The organism is Streptomyces venezuelae (assembly GCF_008642275.1).
Classification (GTDB): domain Bacteria; phylum Actinomycetota; class Actinomycetes; order Streptomycetales; family Streptomycetaceae; genus Streptomyces; species Streptomyces venezuelae_E.
This window is the reverse complement of the sequence record NZ_CP029189.1, coordinates 5,263,838-5,280,699: the sequence shown is the minus strand read 5'-3', so window position 1 is coordinate 5,280,699 and position 16,862 is coordinate 5,263,838. Positions and strand designations below refer to the sequence as shown.

The window sequence follows — 16,862 nt, the reverse complement described above, 5'->3', positions numbered from 1 at the left end:
CCCACCCAGCGCATTCGGGTGACTCCGGAGCGTGTGCATCACGCGTCACTCGGTGGTGAGCACCGTGTGCTCCACGGGCTCACCGGCGGCGAACCGGGTGAGCTGGCGGGCCAGCAGACGCTTGGCCCTTGGCTCGAACGCGGAGCTGCTGCCGCCCACATGAGGGGTGATCAGGACGTTCGGAGCATGCCAGAGCGGGTGGCCCGCGGGCAGCGGTTCCGGGTCGGTGACGTCGAGCGCCGCGCGCAGGCGGCCCGACTCCACCTCCGCCAGCAGGGACTTGGTGTCGACGACGGGGCCGCGGGACACGTTCACCAGCAGGGCCCCGTCCTTCATGCGGCCGAGGAAGTCGGCCCCGACCAGGCCCCGGGTGGCGTCGGTCAGCGGCGTCACGAGGACCACCACGTCGGCCCGGGGCAGGAGCCCGGGCAGGTCGGCCAGGGTGTGCACGGGCCCGCGTGCGGTGGTCCGCGCCGTACGCGCCACCCGTGCGACCGGTCCGCATTCGAAGGCCGCGAGCCGGTCCTCGATGGCGGAGCCGATCGATCCGTAGCCGATGATCAGAACCGACTTGTCGGCGAGGGCGTCGTAGAACCCGGAACGCCATTCCTCGCGGTCCTGGCCACGGACCATGCCGGGGATGCCCCGCAGGGAGGCCAGGGTCAGGGTGAGGGCGAGTTCGGCGGTGCTCGCCGTGTGGACCCCCGCGGCGTTGCACAGCCGTACGCCGGGGGGCAGGTCTCCGAGGCGGCCCAGTACGTCGTCGATGCCGGCGGTCAGTGTCTGGACGACCTGGACCGCGGGCATCGCCGCCAGCGGGCGCACGGTGACGTCGGGGGACTTCATGTAGGGCGTCACGTAGAAGACGCAGTCGGCCGGATCGGCCGGGAACTCGTCCTCGCCGTCCCATCGGCGGTACGTGAAGGAGTCGGGGAGGCCCTCGATCTCCGCGGCGGGGAACGGGAGCCAGACATCCGGGGTCATTGCAGTCATGATCACGAGGCTATGCCAAGGCATCCGGATCAAGCCGTTAGTTTGATGGCCGGAACCGGAGGGGGACGCAGGGGTGGAGCGCAGGTCGATCGGGGCGGGGGCGCTGACGGTGGGCGCCATCGGCCTCGGCTGTATGCCGATGAGCTGGGCGTACGCGCCTTCGCGGCGGCGGGGGCAGGAGTCACTGGCCGCCGTGCACACGGCGCTGGACCTGGGGTCGAACCTGCTGGACACGGCCGACGTGTACGGGCCGTTCACCAATGAGCTGCTGCTCGGGCGGGTGCTGCGGGAGCGGCGGTCCGAGGCGTTCGTCTCGGCCAAGGTGGGGCTGCGGGCGGGTGACCAGCACGTGGTCGCCGACGGGCGGCCCGGCTACCTGCGGCGGGCCTGCGACGCGTCGCTGCGGCGGCTGCGGACCGACGTCATAGACCTCTACCAGCTGCACCGGGTGGATCCGGAGGTGCCCGTGGAGGAGACCTGGGGGGCGATGGCCGAGCTCGTGGGCGCGGGCAAGGTGCGGGCGCTCGGGTTCTGCGCGCTGGGCGCCGGGGCCGGTCCCGGGGCCGGACGGAGCGGGGACCGGGGGTACCGGACGACCCTGCGGCACCTGGAGCGTCTGCAGCAGGTGTTCCCGGTGAGCGCGGTGCAGGCGGAGCTGTCGGTGTGGTCGCCGCAGGCGGCGTGGCAGCTGCTGCCGTGGTGCGCGGCGCGCGGGGTGGGGTTCCTGGCGGCGATGCCGCTGGGCAGCGGGTTCCTCACGGGGACGCTCACACCGGGTGAGGGGTTCGAGCCCGAGGACGTACGGGCCCGGCATCCGCGGTTCACGGCGGAGGCGATGGCGTCGAACCAGGTGCTGCTGGCGGGGCTGCGGCGGGTGGCACGGCGGCACGGCCCGGAGGTCACGGTCGCGCAGGTGGCCCTGGCGTGGGTGCTGGCGCAGGGGCCTCAGGTGGTGCCCGTGCCGGGGGCCGACCGGGCTCCGTGGGCGGCGGAGAACGCGCGGGCGGCGCGGGTCCGGCTCTCGGCCGGGGACCTGGCCGAGATCGCGGCCCTTCCGGTCGAAGTGGGAGCCTGGGACTGACCGGGCAGTGGCCCGGTCAGGTCCGGTCAGGTCAGGTCGGGTCCGGTGCGCTCCGGTTCGCTCCGGGAGGTTCCAGGGCCTTCCGGGGGCGGGCCCGACAACCACTCGATCGGGTGTACGAGTGGTGGAACTTCGCGGTGTGCCGGAGCTGTTGAGACGGATGAAGGGCACGATCGGAGGACCGGAAGGGAGCAGGGCGATGCGATACGGAAGTTCTCCCGGGCAGACGGGATCCGAGGAAGCGGGCGGCCGGCGCCGGGGTGTGCTGGCGGCGCTCGCGCTCGTCGGCTGCGGAGCTCTGCTGGCGGCGGGGTGTTCGCCGGAGGGGGCACCGGGCACGGGGCCGGGTGGCTCGCCGCCGAGCACGGCCCCGGCGGGCTCCGGGTCGCCGGGGCCGTCGGGGAGACCGTCCGCGTCACCGGAGGCCACCGGCCCGCCGGCGAAGGGAGCCGTGACGGTGACCGGCGAGGTGGCCAAGGGGCTGGAGTCGCCGTGGGGCGTGGCCCCGCTGCCGGGCGGGGACCTGCTGGTGGCCTCGCGGGACAAGGGGACGATCAGCAGGGTCGCGACGGGTTCCGGCGCGGTGACCCAGATCGGCAAGGTGCCGGGGGTGGCTCCGGGCGGGGAGGGCGGGCTCATGGGCCTCGCGCTGTCACCCACCTTCGCGTCGGACCGGCTGGTGTACGTCTACTTCACCACCGAGTCCGACAACCGCATCGCCCGGCTGAGGTACGACGAGCAGAGACCCGCCGGGCAGCAACTGGGCGCACCGGACACGGTGTTCCGGGGCATTCCCAAGGGCCTGATCCACAACGGCGGCCGGATCGCCTTCGGCCCGGACAAGATGCTCTACGCGGGAACGGGTGAGACCGGTGACACCGGGCTCGCGCAGGACAAGAAGTCGCTGGGCGGCAAGATCCTGCGGATGACCCCGGACGGGGATCCGGTGCACGGAAATCCCGAGGCCGACTCCGTCGTCTACTCCTACGGGCACCGCAACGTGCAGGGCCTCGCGTGGGACAAGGACAAACGGCTGTGGGCGGCCGAGTTCGGCCAGAACACGTGGGACGAGCTGAATCTGATCGAGCCCGGCGCCAACTACGGGTGGCCCGAGGCCGAGGGGAAGGCGGGAAAGCCGGGCTTCCGGGATCCGGTGGCCGTGTGGAAGACCGACGAGGCCTCGCCGAGCGGGATCGCGTGGGCCGAGGGCTCGATATGGATGGCCGGGCTGAAGGGCAAACGGCTGTGGCGGATCCCGCTGGCCGGGACGGAGCTGGTGGCGGAGCCCGAGCCCTTCCTGGAGGGAGAGTACGGGCGGCTGCGGACGGTGGTGCCCCTCGGTGGGGACCGCATGCTGCTCGTCACGAGCGAGACGGACGGGCGCGGCTCCCCGGAAGCGGGCGACGACAGGATCCTGACCCTGACGGTGCGGTGACCAGCAAGTCCCCCAGGGGGACGGAGGGTGTGGTGGGCACGGTGTTCAACATGATCGAGGAGCTGTTCAACCCGGGACGCAAGCACACGGACGAGGAGAAGAAGCGGCTGGAGCTGTCCCGGACCGACGTCAACGACAACGATCCGGGACGGGGTCCGATAGACCTCGACTCCGGCAAGGTGCTCATACGCCCGGCCGGGCAGTCTCCGGCCGGGGGCTGACCGGGGCGGGCACGGCGAACAGACGCAGCCGGTGGGCGAGGGCGGCCGCCTCGCCGCGGCCTGCGACGCCCAGCTTCGCCAGAATGTTCGACACGTGCACGCTGGCCGTCTTCGGCGAGATGAAGAGCTCCTCGGCGATCTTCCGGTTGGTGCTGCCGGCCGCCACCAGGCGCAGCACGTCCCGTTCCCGGCTGGTCAGCCCGAGCGCCTCCACCGGGTCGGCCTCCGGGACCGGAACGGCGGCGGAGCTGTCGGCGCCGGTCAGCGGGAGGCGGGCGCGCTGGGCCAGCAGGGCCAGGTCCTCGCGCAGGGTGCGTGAGCCGAGCCGCTCGGCGGTGGCGTAGGCCTCGCGGAGCAGGGTGGCCGCAGGCTCCCGGTCACCGGCGGCCAGCTGGGCCTCCGCGAGCCGGTGACAGGCCCTGGCCAGCAGGTACGGCCGCTCCAGCGGGCGGACGGCCTTCTCGACGGCGGTCCAGTCGGCGAGGGTGCTGCGCGCCTCCGCCCGGAGCAGTTCGGCCCGGACGTAGTCGGCATAGGCGGTCCACACCGGAACCGGGGTGGCGAGGGAGCGGGCGGCGGTGCGCAGCACGTCCAGTGCCGCGTCCCGGCCCGCCTCGGCGGCCGGGAGCCCCCGGGCGTCCGCCTCCGCGGTGGCGGACGCGAGGAGCAGCGGCCAGGCGTAGCGGTGCTGCCCGAGCGGGAATCCGTAGGCGGTGGCGGCGGACGTCTCGGCGCGGACGTCGGCGATCCGGCCCTCCGCCGCGGCCACGCCGATCGCGAGACGGTAGAGCGGGATCCGGTGCTGGGGCTGGGGCTGGGTCTCATGGCTGCCGAAGTGGGCGTGGGCGGCGGCCAGCTGGTGGGCCGCCTCCGCCAACTCGCCGCGCGCCAGGGCCAGGTAGGCCAGACGCGCGGAGGCCGAGCCGCGCGGGGCGGCGCTCTGGCCGACGAGCAGGGTACGCCGGGCCGCCTCGGCTGCCTCGTCCCAGCGGCCGAGGCTGCAGAGGCTCTCGGCCTTGTTCCCGCAGACCCAGGCCTCGCTGTCCATCAGCCGGGATTTACGCACCAGTTCGGCCCCTTGTTCGGCCAGTTCCACGGCTTCGCGGGACCGGCCCAGGCTTTCCAACTGAGAGGTGAGATTGATATGCGCACGTCCTGCCAGCATGGTGAGCCCGAGATCCGTGGCCCGTTCCCGGACCGCGTGCATCTCGGCGAGACCGCCCGGAGCGTCGCCGGAATCGGTGAGCAGAGCTCCGACGGTGATCCGGGCACCCAGCTCGGTCTCCTCGGCCCCGACCATCCGCGCGTACTCGACGGCCCGTTCGGCGGCGGCGAGGTTGCCGGGGCCCGGCTTGTGGAGCATGCCCCAGCTCGCGGCCCGGACCAGGACCTCGGCGTGCACCTGGGACGGGGGCAGCCCCCGGACGAGGTCCTGCGCCCTGGCGATCTCCTCCCAGCCGTCGCCGCGGCCGAGGCCGGCGACCAGCCGGGAGCGCTCGGTCCAGAACCAGGCGGCCCGCAGCGGGTCGCGGTCGTCCTCCAGCAGGCGCAACGCCGTCTTCGTGATCTTCAGGGCGCGGTCGCGTTCGCCTCCGTAGCGCGCGGCCACGGTGGCCTCGGCCAGCAGGTCGAGCCGCTGGAGCGCGGTGGTGGCCGGGTCGCAGCCGCACGGGGGATACACCTCGGTGTAGTCCGCCGGCCGGAGCGCCTCGCGGACGTCCTCCGGAGCGCTGTCCCACAGGTCCATGGCCCGCTCCAGCAGGCGCAGTTGCTCCGAGTAGGCGTGCCGACGGCGGGCCGCCACGGAGGCGGCCAGTACGGCGGGCAGCGCCTTGGCGGGATCGTTCGCGTGGTACCAGTAGCTGGCCAGCCGGATCACCCGCTCCTCGGCCCGGACCAGCGACCCGTCGGCCTCCATGGCCTCGGCGTAGCGGCGGTTGACGCGGGCCCGCTCCCCGGGCAGCAGGTCGTCGCTGACGGCCTCGCGGACCAGGGAGTGCCGGAAACGGTAGCCGTCGCCGTCGGGGGTGGCGAGCAGGATGTTGGCCCCGACCGCGGCCCGCAGCGCCTCGATCAGCTCGTCCTCGGTGAGGCCGGCGACGGCGCGCAGCAGCGGGTACTCCACGGTGGAGCCGCCTTCGGCGACGATGCGCACCAGCCGCTGGGTGTCGTCGGGCAGCACCTCGACACGGACGAGGAGCAGGTCGCGCAGGGATTCGGTGAGTCCGGTGCGGCAGCCGCTCTCCTTGGAGGCGACGAGTTCCTCGACGAAGAAGGCGTTGCCGTCCGACCGGTCGAAGACGGAGTCCACGAAGTCCTCGTCGGGCTGCGCGGCGAGGATGCCGGCGAGCTGGCGGCGTACCTCGGCCCGGTTGAAGCGGGAGAGTTCGATGCGCCGGACGGTGCGGAGCCGGTCGAGTTCGGCGAGGAGCGGGCGCAGCGGGTGACGCCGGTGCACGTCGTCGGCGCGGTAGGTGGCGACGATGACGAGCCGGCCGCTGGTGAGGGTGCGGAAGAGGTAGGAGAGCAGGTGCCGGGTGGAGGTGTCCGCCCAGTGCAGGTCCTCCAGGACGAGGACGACGGTGCGGTCGGCGGCGAGGCGTTCCAGCATCCGGGCCGTCAGCTCGAAGAGCCGTGCGGTGCTCTCCTCGTCGTGCGGGCCGCGCGGGGTGTCGCCGAGTTCGGGGAGGATGCGGGCGAGTTCGTCCTCCTGGCCGGCGGCGGCGGTGGCCAGTTCCCCGGGCAGCAGCCGGTGCAGGGTGCGCAAGGCCGTCGAGAACGGGGCGAAGGGAAGGCCCTCCGCCCCGATCTCCACGCAGCCTCCGACGGCGACGACTGCGCCGAGGCGGTCCGCCTCGCAGAGGAACTCCTCGGTGAGGCGGGTCTTGCCGACTCCGGCCTCTCCCCCGATGAGCATCGCCTGCGGTTCCCGACCGGCTGCCCGGGTCAGTGCGTCGGTGAGTACGGCCAGTTCATCGGCTCGGCCGACGAACACCGGGCTGACAGATCTGGTCTCCACGCCGCCGAGCATCGCACAGACGTCCTGGCGGGCGGCACTCGACGGCGGTGCGCTTCTCGTCACGTGTCGGTTCACACGGTGCGCGGCGCGGAATGCGCGGCGCGGGTGAACCGGCTCCGGAGCGTTCTCACCCGCCTCCGGGCTTCCTGGTCCGGCAAGGAGGCGCGGTGCGCCCTGCCGGCCGCCCGGGCCGTGCGGTACTCGGCCGCTTCACGGATGAGGTCGGCGCTGTGGACGGCGGTGGCGATCTCGTACTCGTACATCTCTGCTCCCTGGTCGCGTTGCTCGGGCACCTCGTTCGGTGTGATCCAAGATTCGCGCCCCAGGGGGTACCGGCACATCGGTCGCATGCCGCATCTGCCGGCGAGAGGGGGCCTTAGTCCGGGGCCGAGAAGCCCCGGACCAGTCCGTGAAGCCCTAAGGCAGTACCTAGGCGCCCGCTCCGGCCGCCTTGGGAATGGCGAGGAGGAGGTCGAAGTACATGAGGACGAAGAGCAGTACGCCGAGGGCGCCCAGTCCGATGCCCGCCCAGGAGACGGAGCGTACCCAGGTGGGGAGGGTGCGCTCGGGGCTGCTGAAGGCGGGAAGGGCCAGCACGAAGATGGCGATGATCAGGGCGAGGGCGGAGAAGATGCCGTTCACCATCGCGGTGGTGTGCCAGGGGTCGGCGAACTGGGCGGCGATCTGCGCGTTGGCGTCGGCGGCCTGGGTCAGCTCCAGCCGGGCGTTGAGGCTGGCTCGCTCGGACACGATGCCCGCGACCCAGCTGCCGCTGAGGGCGATGGCACCGAGACCCGCGGCGATGATCGCGAAGGCGGCCGATCCGACCTGGCTCGGCTCCTCGTCCTCGGCCGGGTCCTCGGCGAACGCCTCGTCGCCCAGGTCGGTGTCGGCGACCTCGCCGGTGACCGCGGAGTCGGCTTCGGCCCCGGCGGCCTGGGGGGTCTCGGCCTTTTCGAGGTCGGCCGGGGTGGTGTCCGCCTCGGCGGCGTTCGGGGCGGGGGTCTTCGTGGTGTCCATGCGGGGCACCGTAGGCGTCCTGTCTGAGAGTTCTCTGAGAATCCCCGGGCCCCGGCCGCGGTGGGATCCCCCGGCGGTGGAACCCGCGGACGGGCGGCCCCGGGCAGGGCCCGGAGCGGGCTCAGGCGGACCGGTTCGCGGCCCACTCGCGGGAGGGGATCGGCCGGATCTGGGTGTCCTCGCGGACCCCGCGGTGGAGGACCAGGGTGCCGTCGAGCCGGATGCCGGAGGACCGGGCGCCGTCCTCCCGGGCCGTCACCGCGTACCTGGCGAGCAGTGCCCGGGTGGAATCGAGGTCAGTGGCCCGGTCCGGGAAGCCGGCGTACTGGCTGATGAACTCGCGTCCGCGCTCGATGTGAGCCGGGAACTCCGGGGCGTGCGGGTGGCCGGATCACCGGGAGAGGGCGGCGGGCTCGGCGCCGTCCTCGCTCGTGGTGAGGTCCGCGGCGGGCCGCTGCTCCGGAAGTCTCGCATGGGGGCGGTGTTCGGGCGGCTCGATGCTGATCCGGGGCAGGCGCCGGTCGAGCCAGGCGGGCAGCCACCAGTTGGCTCCGCCGAGCAGGTGCATCAGGGCCGGGACGAGGAGCGTGCGCAGCACGAAGGCGTCGAGGGCCACGGCTGCGGCGAGCGCGATACCGAACATCGCGATGATCCGGTCGCCGCTGAGCACGAACGCCAGGAAGACGGAGATCATGATGACGGCCGCCGAGTTGATGACCCGGCTGGTCTCGGCGAGGCCCACGCGCACGGCCCGCCGGTTGTCGCCGGTCTCCAGCCACTCCTCGTACATCCGGCTGACGAGGAAGACCTGGTAGTCCATCGACAGCCCGAAGAGGACGGACACCATGATCACGGGCAGGAAGGGTTCGATGGGGCCTGCGCTGCCCAGGCCCAGGAGCTCGCTGCCCCAGCCCCATTGGAAGATCGCGACCACGACGCCGAAGGAGGAGGCGACGGCGGCGACGTTCATGGCGGCCGCCTTGAGCGGGATGCCGATGGACCGGAAGGCCAGCAGGAGGAGCGCGCAGCCGAGGGCGATGACGACGCCGACGAAGAGCGGCAGCTTCCCGATGATGACCTCGGCGAAGTCGTCGTAGGCGGCCGTCACTCCGCCGACGTGGACCTCCATGGAGTTGCCGTGCCCGGCGGCCGGGATGACGTCCTGGCGGAGCCGGTCGACGAGGTCGCTCGTGGCCCGGGACTGCGGCGCGGAGTCCGGTATGACGGTCAGGACGGCGGTGTCGCCGCTGTGGTTGAGCACGGCGGGGCCGGCGGAGGCCACGCCCTCGGTCGTGCGCAGTGCCTGCGCCAGCTGGTCCGCGGCCAGCCGGTCGCCGGCGCCGTCCAGCCGGGCGACGACGGTCAGCGGACCGTTGGTGCCGGGTCCGAAGCCGTCCGCCAGCAGGTCGTATGCCTGCCGGGTGGTGGAGGTGGCCGGGTTGTTGCCCTGGTCGGACGTGCCCAGATGGAGGTAGAGGGTGGGCAGGGCCAGCACCAGCATGACCACGGTGGCGAGGGCACCCAGCAGCTTGGGGTGCCGCTCGACGAGACCGGACCAGCGAGCCGCGAAGCCGGAGGTCTGCTCGGGGCGCGGCCCCTCGGCGGCGAGCTTGCGGCGCTCGCGGCGCGAGAGGGCGCGCATGCCTATGTACGAGAGGAGGGCGGGCAGCAGGGTGACCGAGGCGGCGACCGTCAGGACCACGGTCACGGACGCCGCTATCGCGACGCCGTTCAGGAAGTTCAGCCGCAGCACCAGCATGCCGAGCAGGGCGATGCAGACGGTGGCACCGGCGAAGACGACGGCCCGGCCGGTGGTGGCGACGGCGTTCGCGGCGGCCTCCTCGACGGTGCTGCCCCGCGCCAGGCCCTTGCGGTGCCGGGTGACGATGAACAGCGCGTAGTCGATGCCCACGCCGAGGCCGATGAGGGTGCCGAGCATCGGGGCGAAGTCGGCGACCGGCATCGCGTGCCCGAGCAGGGTGATGCCGAAATAGGCGGTGCCCACGCTGACCAGGGCGGTCGCGATGGGCAGCAGGCTCGCGGCGAGCGAGCCGAAGGCGAGGAAGAGGACCAGGGCCGCGACGACGACGCCGATGACCTCGGCGAGATGCGCGGTGGGGGCCTCGGTGAGCTGGATGGCACGGCCGCCCAGCTCGACCTGGAGGCCGCCGGCCTCGGTGGTGGGGTTCTTCGCCGCGTCGACGACCGCTGCGGCCTGGGCCTTGGGTACGGAGTCGGCATGCCGGTCGAAGGTCACGACCGCGTACGCCGTGCGTCCGTCGGGGCTGATCCGTGCGGCGCTCTCGGGGGCGGGGCCGTAGGGCCCGGCGACCGATCCGACACCGGGGAGACCGGCGACGGCTTCCAGTGCCCGGGTCATGCGCTGCTCGATGTCCGGGGTGCGCACGCTCTGCCGGTCCGGGGCCCGCCACACGATGGTGTCGGTGTCGCCGCCCTGGCCGTGGAAGGCCTCGCGCAGCAGGGCGTTCGCCTTGCCGGACTCGGTGCCGGGGACCTCGTAGTCGTTGGAGAACGCCGACCCGGCGGTCACTGCGGCCGCCGCGGTCCCGCCGAGCGCGAACAGCCAGATGAGTACGGTGAGGAGGCGGTGGCGCATGCACCAGCGTGCGATTACAGCCAACGGACGTGCTCCCTGGTGGTTCGGATCTTTACCGGGAGGCAGCCCGTCGCAAAGAACGCATGAACGCGTGAAGGCCCGGCCGAGGGGCCTGGGGGATCACCCCGGGAGGGCTCGGCGCAGAGGGTCTACACCCTCCACGATCTCAGCGTTTCGTGATCGTTGGCCCGTTTCGTGGGCATCGTCACAGCGCGGGGCAGCCGGGAGACCCGGCCTCCAGCCGGGTTTCGGGCTCGTCCACGCGGTAGCCCGGGATCGAGGGCCAGCGGACGGTGAGGACGACGGCGTCCTCCTCCGCGTACCAGGAGTGGTCGACACCGCGCCCCCAGAGCACGTAGTCCCCCTGCTCGGCGAGGACGACGGTGCGCCCGGGGAACTCCAGCCGGAAGCGTCCGCTGATCAGCACCAGCAGTGCGGTGCGCTTCTCGGCGGTCGCCCACCGCTCCCGTGCGTCGCCCTTCGGGTGGACACCCCACTTGATCTCCACGTCCTCGCTGTGGCGGGGATCGGAGGGGTCCTTGAAGTGGCCGAGGAGCCAGCCGCGGTCCGCGGCCGCGTCGGGGGTGGCCTTACCGGTGTAGATGGTGGAGTCGTGGTTCACGGGGTGAGGCTAATGCAGTTGTGGCGCGCGCCCGGCACTGGTGATCTGGGGGCCATGACGATCTCTCTTGATGAACTGATGAAGGTGCGCGCCCATTTCGACGCCGAGGTGCGTGAGGGCGCCCGGGCGGACGCCCCGTCGGCGGGCGTGGAGCGGGCGGGCGCCGTCGTACGGCACGTCGCGCCCGCGCTCGGGTGGAACGGCGTGCTCTGGTCGGACCTCGACGAGGGGACGGCGGACGCGGAGATCGCGGCGCAGGTGGCGTTCTTCGCGGGCCGCGGCTGTCCGGAGTTCGAGTGGAAGCTGTACGACTACGACCGGCCCGCCGACCTCGGGGACCGGCTGCGGGCGGCGGGCTTCGTGCCGGAGCCGCCCGAGACGCTGATGGTGGGCCTGGTGTCCGAGCTCGCGAAGCTGCCGGTGGAGCCCCCGGAGGGGATCACCTTGCGGGTGGTGACGGACGAGGCCGGTGTCGACCTGATGATGCGGGTCCACGCGGGCGCCTTCGGGACGGAGCGGCCGCGGGTCCGGGAGCAGCTGCTCGGCAGGCTGCGTGAGGAGCCGGAGACGATCGCCGCGGTCCTCGCGATGGCGGGCGACACCCCGGTGAGCGCGGCCCGGATGGAGATGCAGCCGGGTCTGGCCTTCGCGGGCCTGTGGGGCGGCGGCACGCTCCCCGAATGGCGCGGCCGGGGCATCTACCGCCTGCTCGTCGCCCACCGCGCCCGCCTGGCGGCGGAGCTCGGTGTCACCTACCTGCAGGTGGACGCGACGGACGACAGCCGGCCGATCCTGGAGCGGCTGGGATTCGGGGTCCTGGGGGTGACGGTGCCCTACGTGTGGACCGGCACCGCCGCGTAGGACCGGGGCGGGTCCGGGTCTGTGCCGGTCCTGGATTGCGGGGCAGGATCTCTGCCATGGAACGCATCAGCCCGCCCCTGACCGGGGACGAACGCGAGACCCTCCGGACCTTCCTCGACTACCACCGGGCCACGCTCGCCTGGAAGTGCGAGAACCTCACCGACGAGCAGCTGCGCCTCGCCTCGATGCCCCCGTCCACGCTGTCCCTGCTGGGGCTGGTCCGGCACATGGCCGAGGTCGAGAGGCACTGGTTCCGCCGCGTCGTCGACGGCGAGGACCTTCCGCACCTGTGGTCGGACACCCACGACTTCCAGGCCGCTTACGACGCCTCCGGCTCCAGCCGCGCCGAGGCGTTCACCGCCTGGCAGGCGGAGGTTGCGCACGCCCGCCGGATCGAGGCCGCGGCCGAGTCCCTGGACGTGACGGCGTACGTGCCGAGCTGGAAGGAGGAGGCCTCGCTGCGTCTGGTGATGCTCCACCTCATCCACGAGTACGCCCGCCACAACGGCCACGCCGACTTCCTCCGCGAGGGGATCGACGGCACCACCGGCGCCTGACCGGGGGAAAGGTTCCTGCGGGTGCGTGCGGCAGGGGGCTGCTCTAGCGTCGGACGGAGGAGGGGTATCCCTGCCGAGCCGGTCCGGGCCGGGGACCCGGGCCCTGCTGGCCGTAGTCCGGCCACGGACGCTCGGCGCACTTCCCGCGTGGATCCGGCGCCTGCGGGTGCCGGGGGCGCGCGATGATCCCGGAGAGCAGGTGCGTCCCATGCGCACGTCGACCCGTATCGCAGGTGTCCTCAGCGGCCTGACCCTCGTACTCGGTGGCGCGGCCTTCACGGCTCCCGCCGCCCACGCGGACGTCTCGGCCTGCATCAACCAGGTCGAACGGGAGCTGCGGGGCGGCGAGGCCCCGGAATCCGTCCGCTCGGCGTGCTCCGCCGGATACTCCGGTGAGCAGGAGCAGTGCGTGAGCGGGCTGACCAAGGGCGGTGTGACCAACGGGACCGCGGTGAGCGCCTGCAAGGTGTCCGCCCAGTAGCCGGCCCGAGCACTTCCGCGGCCCGGCCACCTCGGCGGCCCGTCCGCACCACCGGTGCCGGACGGGCCGGCCGGGGAGCAGCAGGCAGCAGGCAGCGAACCGGCCGCCCCGGGTCGAGGGTCGCGGGTCTCGGGTCGCGGATCTCGGCTCGCCTCAGGCCGCTCAGGCCACCGGCCGCCAGTAGCCCAGCGCGTTCACCCGCTGCTTGGGCAGCGCGAGTTCCTTGCGCAGGTACGCCGTCAGCGCGCGCGTCGTCACCGTGTCGCAGGCGAGCCAGACGTACGCCGCCTCCGGGTTCCCGGCCAGCTCGGGCAGCTCGGCACGCACCCGGTCGGCCAGGGCCGTACCGTCCCGCCGCACCCGGCGGATGTCGTGCCGGCCCGGCTCCACCCGCATCGGCAGCCGCTCGTCCGAGTCGTGCTGCGTCTCGAACCAGATGGTCGCCGGGGTCTCGGGATACGTGTCCAGCAGCGAGTTGATCGCCGGGAGGGACGCGGAGTCCCCGATGACGAGCAGGCGTTCCGGAGCCGGCTCGGGGGCCGTGAATCCGGTGCCCTGGACGGTGGCCTCGACCGTGTCACCCGGCTTGGCACCGCGCGCCCAGGCGCTGGCGACCCCGTCGTGCAGGGCGAACTCGAAGCTGAACGTGCCCGCTTGCGGATCCGGGTCCACCAGCGTGTACGCCCGCTGGTGCGGCTTGCCCGCGCCCTGGAACCAGACGCGTACCCACATCGTCGGGTGCAGCGACTCACCGGCGGCCGCGAGCAGCCCGCCGTCCGTGAAGCTCACGCGGCGGTAGTTCTCCGTCAGGTCTTCCGCTCCCGTGACCGTGAACGTGAAGTCCTTGCCCCGCATGAGCTTGAGGACCACGCCCTCCCAGCCCTTGCCGACAGCCATGTCCAACCCCTCCCCTGGCACCCCTATAGTTAGGTCAGCCTAACCTAAACGCACGTCGGGGAAGAGTGTGAGCAGTGTGAGCAGTGCCAGCAGCGCGGGCGGCGACGCCCGGCCGTCCGGAACGAACCGGGACGAGCCCTCCCTGGGCACGCCCGCGGAGACACCCGTGGAGACCCCGGAATCCTACGGTGTCTTCCGCGACCAGTGGGGCATTCCCCACCTGCGCGCATCCGACGAACTCCGGCTCGTCCACGCCCAGGGCCGCGTCACCGCCTTCGACCGCGCCTGGCAGCTGGAGGTCGAACGGCACCGCTCCGAGGGCTCCAGCGCCTCCTTCCTCGGTGCGGACGCCGTCACCTGGGACCGCTTCGCCCGCCAGTCCCGGCTGGCCGACACGGCCCGCCGCTGCTTCGAGGCCATGGAGGCCGACGACCCCGGCACCGCCGCCTGGGTGCGCGCGTACGTGGACGGCGTCAACGACGGGCTCGCCGCCGGCGCCGCCCGTGACGAACGCTTCGCGCGCACGGGCCTGACCCCCACCCCCTGGGAACCGTGGGTACCGCTGGCCATCTGGATCGCCACGCACATCCTGTTCGCCGGTTTCGCCACCAAGCTGTGGCGCGAGCGCGTGGCCCGCGCCCTCGGCGACGACGCGGTCACCCTCTTCGCCACCGACGGCCCCGGCACGGCCGGCAGCAACGGCTGGCTGGTGCCGGGCGACCGCACCACCACCGGCTCGGCGATCATCGCGGGCGACCCGCACCGCTTCATCGAGGACCCGGGCGTCTACCAGCAGATACGTCTGGCCTGCCCCGAATACGACGTGCTGGGCCTCGCCGTGCCCGGCGTCCCCGGCCTCGGCCACTTCGGACACACCGGAACCGCCGCCTGGGCGATCACCAACGCCATGTCCGACTACCAGGACCTGTACGTCGAGCAGTTGCGCCGCGGTGACGGCGGCGCCGTGGAGGCCCTCGGCGCGGACGGCGCCTGGGAACCCGTCTCCCGTCACACCGAGACCATCACGGTGTCCGGCGCCGACGACGTCGAGGTGGAGATCCTGGAGACCCCCCGCGGTCCCGTGATCGTCCACGCGGACGGCGACCCCGGTGCCCACCCCGACGCCGGGGCGCACGCCGACGGCAGCGCCCAGACCCTCTCCCTGCGCTACCCGCCGCGGGTCCGCCTGGACCTCGGCTTCGCCGCCCTCCCCGCACTGCTGCGCGCCCGCACCGTCGCCGACATCGACCGCGCCTTCGACCGCTGGGCCGAGCCGGTCAACGTCGTCCACGCCGCCGACACCGCGGGCGGCCTGCTGCACCGCGTCGCGGGCGCCGTACCGCTGCGCCACCGCACCAACCGGCTGCGCCCCGTGCCCGCCTGGGACCCGCAGCACGCCTGGCAGGGCTGGGCCCCGACCCCCGCGGAACCGGTGCAGGGCTTCGCCGTGATGGCCAACGCGCGCGGGATCGCCTCCCCCCTCGGCGTGGAGTTCGCGCCCCCGCACCGCGCCAACCGCATCCGTGAGCTGCTCAGCGGCTCCGCCGACTGGTCCCCGAAGGCGATGGCCGACGTACACCGGGACACGCACCTGGCCTCGGCCGCGCCCCTGCTCGCGCTGCTGCCGGGCTTCGAGGACCTGACGCCGGCCGCGCAGGCCCTGCGCACCCGGCTGCTGGCATGGGACCGGCACATGGCGGCCGACAGCACCGACGCCACCGTCTTCTCGGCGTTCCGCAGCGCGACCGTACGCCGCTTCGCCGCCGACCCCGTCTTCGAGGGCCTGTGGGGGACGCCCCCCGGCCCGGCCGTGTTCCACCCCTGGCTATACCTGGTCCCGAAGATCGGCTACGCCCTCGAAGGCCTGCTCACCACCTCCCTCGTCCCCGGCCTCGACCGGGCGGTGCACGTCCGCGCCGCCCTGGAGGAGACGGCCTCGGCCGGCACCCCCGACACGCCCTGGTCGGAGGTCCACCGCCTCACCCCGTGGCAGGCCGTGCCCGACCTGGAGGCCACGGAGTGGCCCGGACTCGGCGGCGACCACGACTGCGTGAACGCCACCTCCACCGTTCCCGGCTTCACCGACCTCACCGCCCGTGCATCGGCGGCCCGTTACGTCTGGGACCTCGCCCGCCGCGAGGACAGCCTGTGGGCGGTCCCGCTGGGCGCGGACGGCGTCACCGGCTCGCCCCACCACCGCGACCAGTTGCCCCTGTGGGCACAATGCGAACTCGTCCCCGTCGTCACCGACTGGTCCCAGCTCACCAAGGAATCGGAATGACCTCCGCCATCTCCGCCAGACAGCCCGTGCACACCCAGGTCGTCGAGGGCTTCGGCACCGTCACCATCACCCCCGTCGACCCGGCGGCCGACTCCGCGCTGATCCACAGCTGGGTCACGCAGGAGCGGGCCCGCTTCTGGGGCATGGGCGAGGCCAGCCGCGAACTGGTCCAGGAGATCTACGAGGACGTCGACCGCCGCACCACCCACCACGCCTTCATGGTGAGCCGCGACGGCGATCAGGTCGCGCTGTTCCAGACGTACGACTGCGCCGAGGACCGGGTCAGCGAGTGCTACGACGTCCAGCCCGGGGACGTGGGCGTGCACCTGCTGATCGGCCCGACCGCGGGCGAGGCCGAACACGGCTTCACCGGCGCCCTGATAACCGCCTTCATCGGGTTCGTGTTCTCGGACGGCACCGCGCGCCGCGTCGTCGTGGAACCGGACGCCCGCAACGCCAAGGCCATCGCCCGCATGGAACGCACCGGCTTCGTCCTCGGGCCGGAGGTCGTGCTCCCGGAGATCGACCTGCCCGAGGTCTACCTCCCGGCCAAGCCGGCCCGGCTGGCCTTCTTCACCGCTCCGGGGGCCGCACCGGCGGCGGGCTGACCGGAACCGCCTCTTCGACCGGGCGCCCGGCGAACGGCAGCCGCCCCTCGGGCGGTTCCGGGAGCCGGGCGCCCGGTGGTACGTCCGGGAGCACCGGTGCTCTCCGCCGGCGGGAGGGAGGGTGAACCCCGACGGGGATTCCCCATTCCCATTGACCCCGCCCGTCTCC

Annotated in this window: 16 protein-coding genes; 8 read left to right on the top strand and 8 right to left on the bottom strand. The window is 73.1% G+C overall.

What is annotated here, in order from left to right:
• Window positions 1-45: 45 nt before the first annotated feature.
• Window positions 46-993: a 2-hydroxyacid dehydrogenase gene (locus DEJ51_RS23685; RefSeq protein WP_150259599.1), complete on the bottom strand. Its 948-nt coding sequence runs from the start codon at window positions 991-993 to the stop codon at window positions 46-48.
• A gap of 73 nt (window positions 994-1,066) precedes the next feature.
• On the opposite strand from DEJ51_RS23685, the gene DEJ51_RS23680 reads away from it, so the two are divergent.
• The 3 genes from DEJ51_RS23680 to DEJ51_RS23670 all read left to right on the top strand — a co-directional run bounded on the left by DEJ51_RS23680 (window position 1,067) and on the right by DEJ51_RS23670 (window position 3,730).
• The gene (locus tag DEJ51_RS23680) at window positions 1,067-2,074 is read left to right on the top strand and encodes an aldo/keto reductase (RefSeq protein ID WP_150259597.1); all 1,008 of its coding nucleotides are present in this window, start codon (window positions 1,067-1,069) and stop codon (window positions 2,072-2,074) included.
• Window positions 2,075-2,273: 199 nt separating this feature from the next.
• Entirely contained in the window at window positions 2,274-3,509 is a 1,236-nt protein-coding gene (locus DEJ51_RS23675) for a PQQ-dependent sugar dehydrogenase (protein ID WP_150259595.1), read from the top strand.
• A gap of 41 nt (window positions 3,510-3,550) precedes the next feature.
• Window positions 3,551-3,730, top strand: a complete 180-nt coding sequence (locus DEJ51_RS23670) for a DUF6191 domain-containing protein (protein ID WP_150262107.1) — start codon at window positions 3,551-3,553, stop codon at window positions 3,728-3,730.
• Here DEJ51_RS23670 and DEJ51_RS23665 read toward each other — a convergent pair.
• The 6 genes from DEJ51_RS23665 to DEJ51_RS23645 form a co-directional block, all read right to left on the bottom strand.
• Window positions 3,693-6,761 carry a helix-turn-helix transcriptional regulator gene (locus DEJ51_RS23665; protein ID WP_150262106.1) on the bottom strand — a complete coding sequence of 1,023 codons (3,069 nt, stop codon included), beginning with the start codon at window positions 6,759-6,761 and terminating at the stop codon, window positions 3,693-3,695. The two genes, DEJ51_RS23670 and DEJ51_RS23665, sit on opposite strands and share 38 nt — an antisense overlap.
• A gap of 59 nt (window positions 6,762-6,820) precedes the next feature.
• On the bottom strand, window positions 6,821-7,042 hold the full coding sequence (locus DEJ51_RS23660; RefSeq protein ID WP_150259593.1) for a hypothetical protein: 222 nt from the start codon (window positions 7,040-7,042) through the stop codon (window positions 6,821-6,823).
• 136 nt (window positions 7,043-7,178) lie between these two features.
• Window positions 7,179-7,769 (bottom strand): hypothetical protein, encoded by a 591-nt coding sequence (locus tag DEJ51_RS23655; protein WP_150259591.1) that lies wholly within the window; start codon window positions 7,767-7,769, stop codon window positions 7,179-7,181.
• A gap of 121 nt (window positions 7,770-7,890) precedes the next feature.
• The gene (locus tag DEJ51_RS34640) at window positions 7,891-8,028 is read right to left on the bottom strand and encodes a hypothetical protein (RefSeq protein ID WP_190620592.1); all 138 of its coding nucleotides are present in this window, start codon (window positions 8,026-8,028) and stop codon (window positions 7,891-7,893) included.
• A gap of 132 nt (window positions 8,029-8,160) precedes the next feature.
• Entirely contained in the window at window positions 8,161-10,410 is a 2,250-nt protein-coding gene (locus DEJ51_RS23650; protein WP_150259589.1) for an MMPL family transporter, read from the bottom strand.
• 181 nt (window positions 10,411-10,591) lie between these two features.
• Entirely contained in the window at window positions 10,592-11,008 is a 417-nt protein-coding gene (locus DEJ51_RS23645; protein WP_190620590.1) for a signal peptidase I, read from the bottom strand.
• Between the two features lie 54 nt (window positions 11,009-11,062).
• On the opposite strand from DEJ51_RS23645, the gene DEJ51_RS23640 reads away from it, so the two are divergent.
• The 3 genes from DEJ51_RS23640 (at window position 11,063) to DEJ51_RS23630 (ending at window position 12,907) form a co-directional block, all read left to right on the top strand.
• The gene (locus DEJ51_RS23640) at window positions 11,063-11,869 is read left to right on the top strand and encodes a GNAT family N-acetyltransferase (RefSeq protein WP_150259587.1); all 807 of its coding nucleotides are present in this window, start codon (window positions 11,063-11,065) and stop codon (window positions 11,867-11,869) included.
• Between the two features lie 56 nt (window positions 11,870-11,925).
• A complete protein-coding gene (locus DEJ51_RS23635; protein ID WP_150259585.1) occupies window positions 11,926-12,426 on the top strand; it encodes a DinB family protein in 501 nt (166 codons plus the stop codon).
• A 208-nt stretch (window positions 12,427-12,634) separates the two neighbouring features.
• Window positions 12,635-12,907, top strand: a complete 273-nt coding sequence (locus DEJ51_RS23630; RefSeq protein WP_150259583.1) for a hypothetical protein — start codon at window positions 12,635-12,637, stop codon at window positions 12,905-12,907.
• A gap of 162 nt (window positions 12,908-13,069) precedes the next feature.
• Here the strand turns inward: DEJ51_RS23630 and DEJ51_RS23625 are convergent, their stop codons facing one another.
• Entirely contained in the window at window positions 13,070-13,804 is a 735-nt protein-coding gene (locus tag DEJ51_RS23625; RefSeq protein WP_150259581.1) for a siderophore-interacting protein, read from the bottom strand.
• Between the two features lie 166 nt (window positions 13,805-13,970).
• Between DEJ51_RS23625 and DEJ51_RS23620 the strand changes: the two genes are divergently transcribed.
• Both DEJ51_RS23620 and DEJ51_RS23615 read left to right on the top strand, forming a co-directional pair.
• Window positions 13,971-16,085: a penicillin acylase family protein gene (locus tag DEJ51_RS23620; protein WP_223835945.1), complete on the top strand. Its 2,115-nt coding sequence runs from the start codon at window positions 13,971-13,973 to the stop codon at window positions 16,083-16,085.
• Complete coding sequence (locus DEJ51_RS23615; protein WP_150259579.1) at window positions 16,082-16,693, top strand: GNAT family N-acetyltransferase; 612 nt, start codon at window positions 16,082-16,084, stop codon at window positions 16,691-16,693. Before DEJ51_RS23620 ends, DEJ51_RS23615 begins: the two co-directional genes overlap by 4 nt.
• The last annotated feature ends 169 nt before the right edge of the window (window positions 16,694-16,862 follow it).

Coding starts and splice junctions, on each gene's coding strand:
- DEJ51_RS23685 (WP_150259599.1), bottom strand. CDS start 993: ATGACTGCAATGACCCCGGATGTCTGGCTCCCGTTCCCCGCCGCGGAG.
- DEJ51_RS23675 (WP_150259595.1), top strand. CDS start 2,274: ATGCGATACGGAAGTTCTCCCGGGCAGACGGGATCCGAGGAAGCGGGC.
- DEJ51_RS23665 (WP_150262106.1), bottom strand. CDS start 6,761: ATGCTCGGCGGCGTGGAGACCAGATCTGTCAGCCCGGTGTTCGTCGGC.
- DEJ51_RS23655 (WP_150259591.1), bottom strand. CDS start 7,769: ATGGACACCACGAAGACCCCCGCCCCGAACGCCGCCGAGGCGGACACC.
- DEJ51_RS23640 (WP_150259587.1), top strand. CDS start 11,063: ATGACGATCTCTCTTGATGAACTGATGAAGGTGCGCGCCCATTTCGAC.
- DEJ51_RS23635 (WP_150259585.1), top strand. CDS start 11,926: ATGGAACGCATCAGCCCGCCCCTGACCGGGGACGAACGCGAGACCCTC.
- DEJ51_RS23630 (WP_150259583.1), top strand. CDS start 12,635: ATGCGCACGTCGACCCGTATCGCAGGTGTCCTCAGCGGCCTGACCCTC.
- DEJ51_RS23625 (WP_150259581.1), bottom strand. CDS start 13,804: ATGGCTGTCGGCAAGGGCTGGGAGGGCGTGGTCCTCAAGCTCATGCGG.
- DEJ51_RS23615 (WP_150259579.1), top strand. CDS start 16,082: ATGACCTCCGCCATCTCCGCCAGACAGCCCGTGCACACCCAGGTCGTC.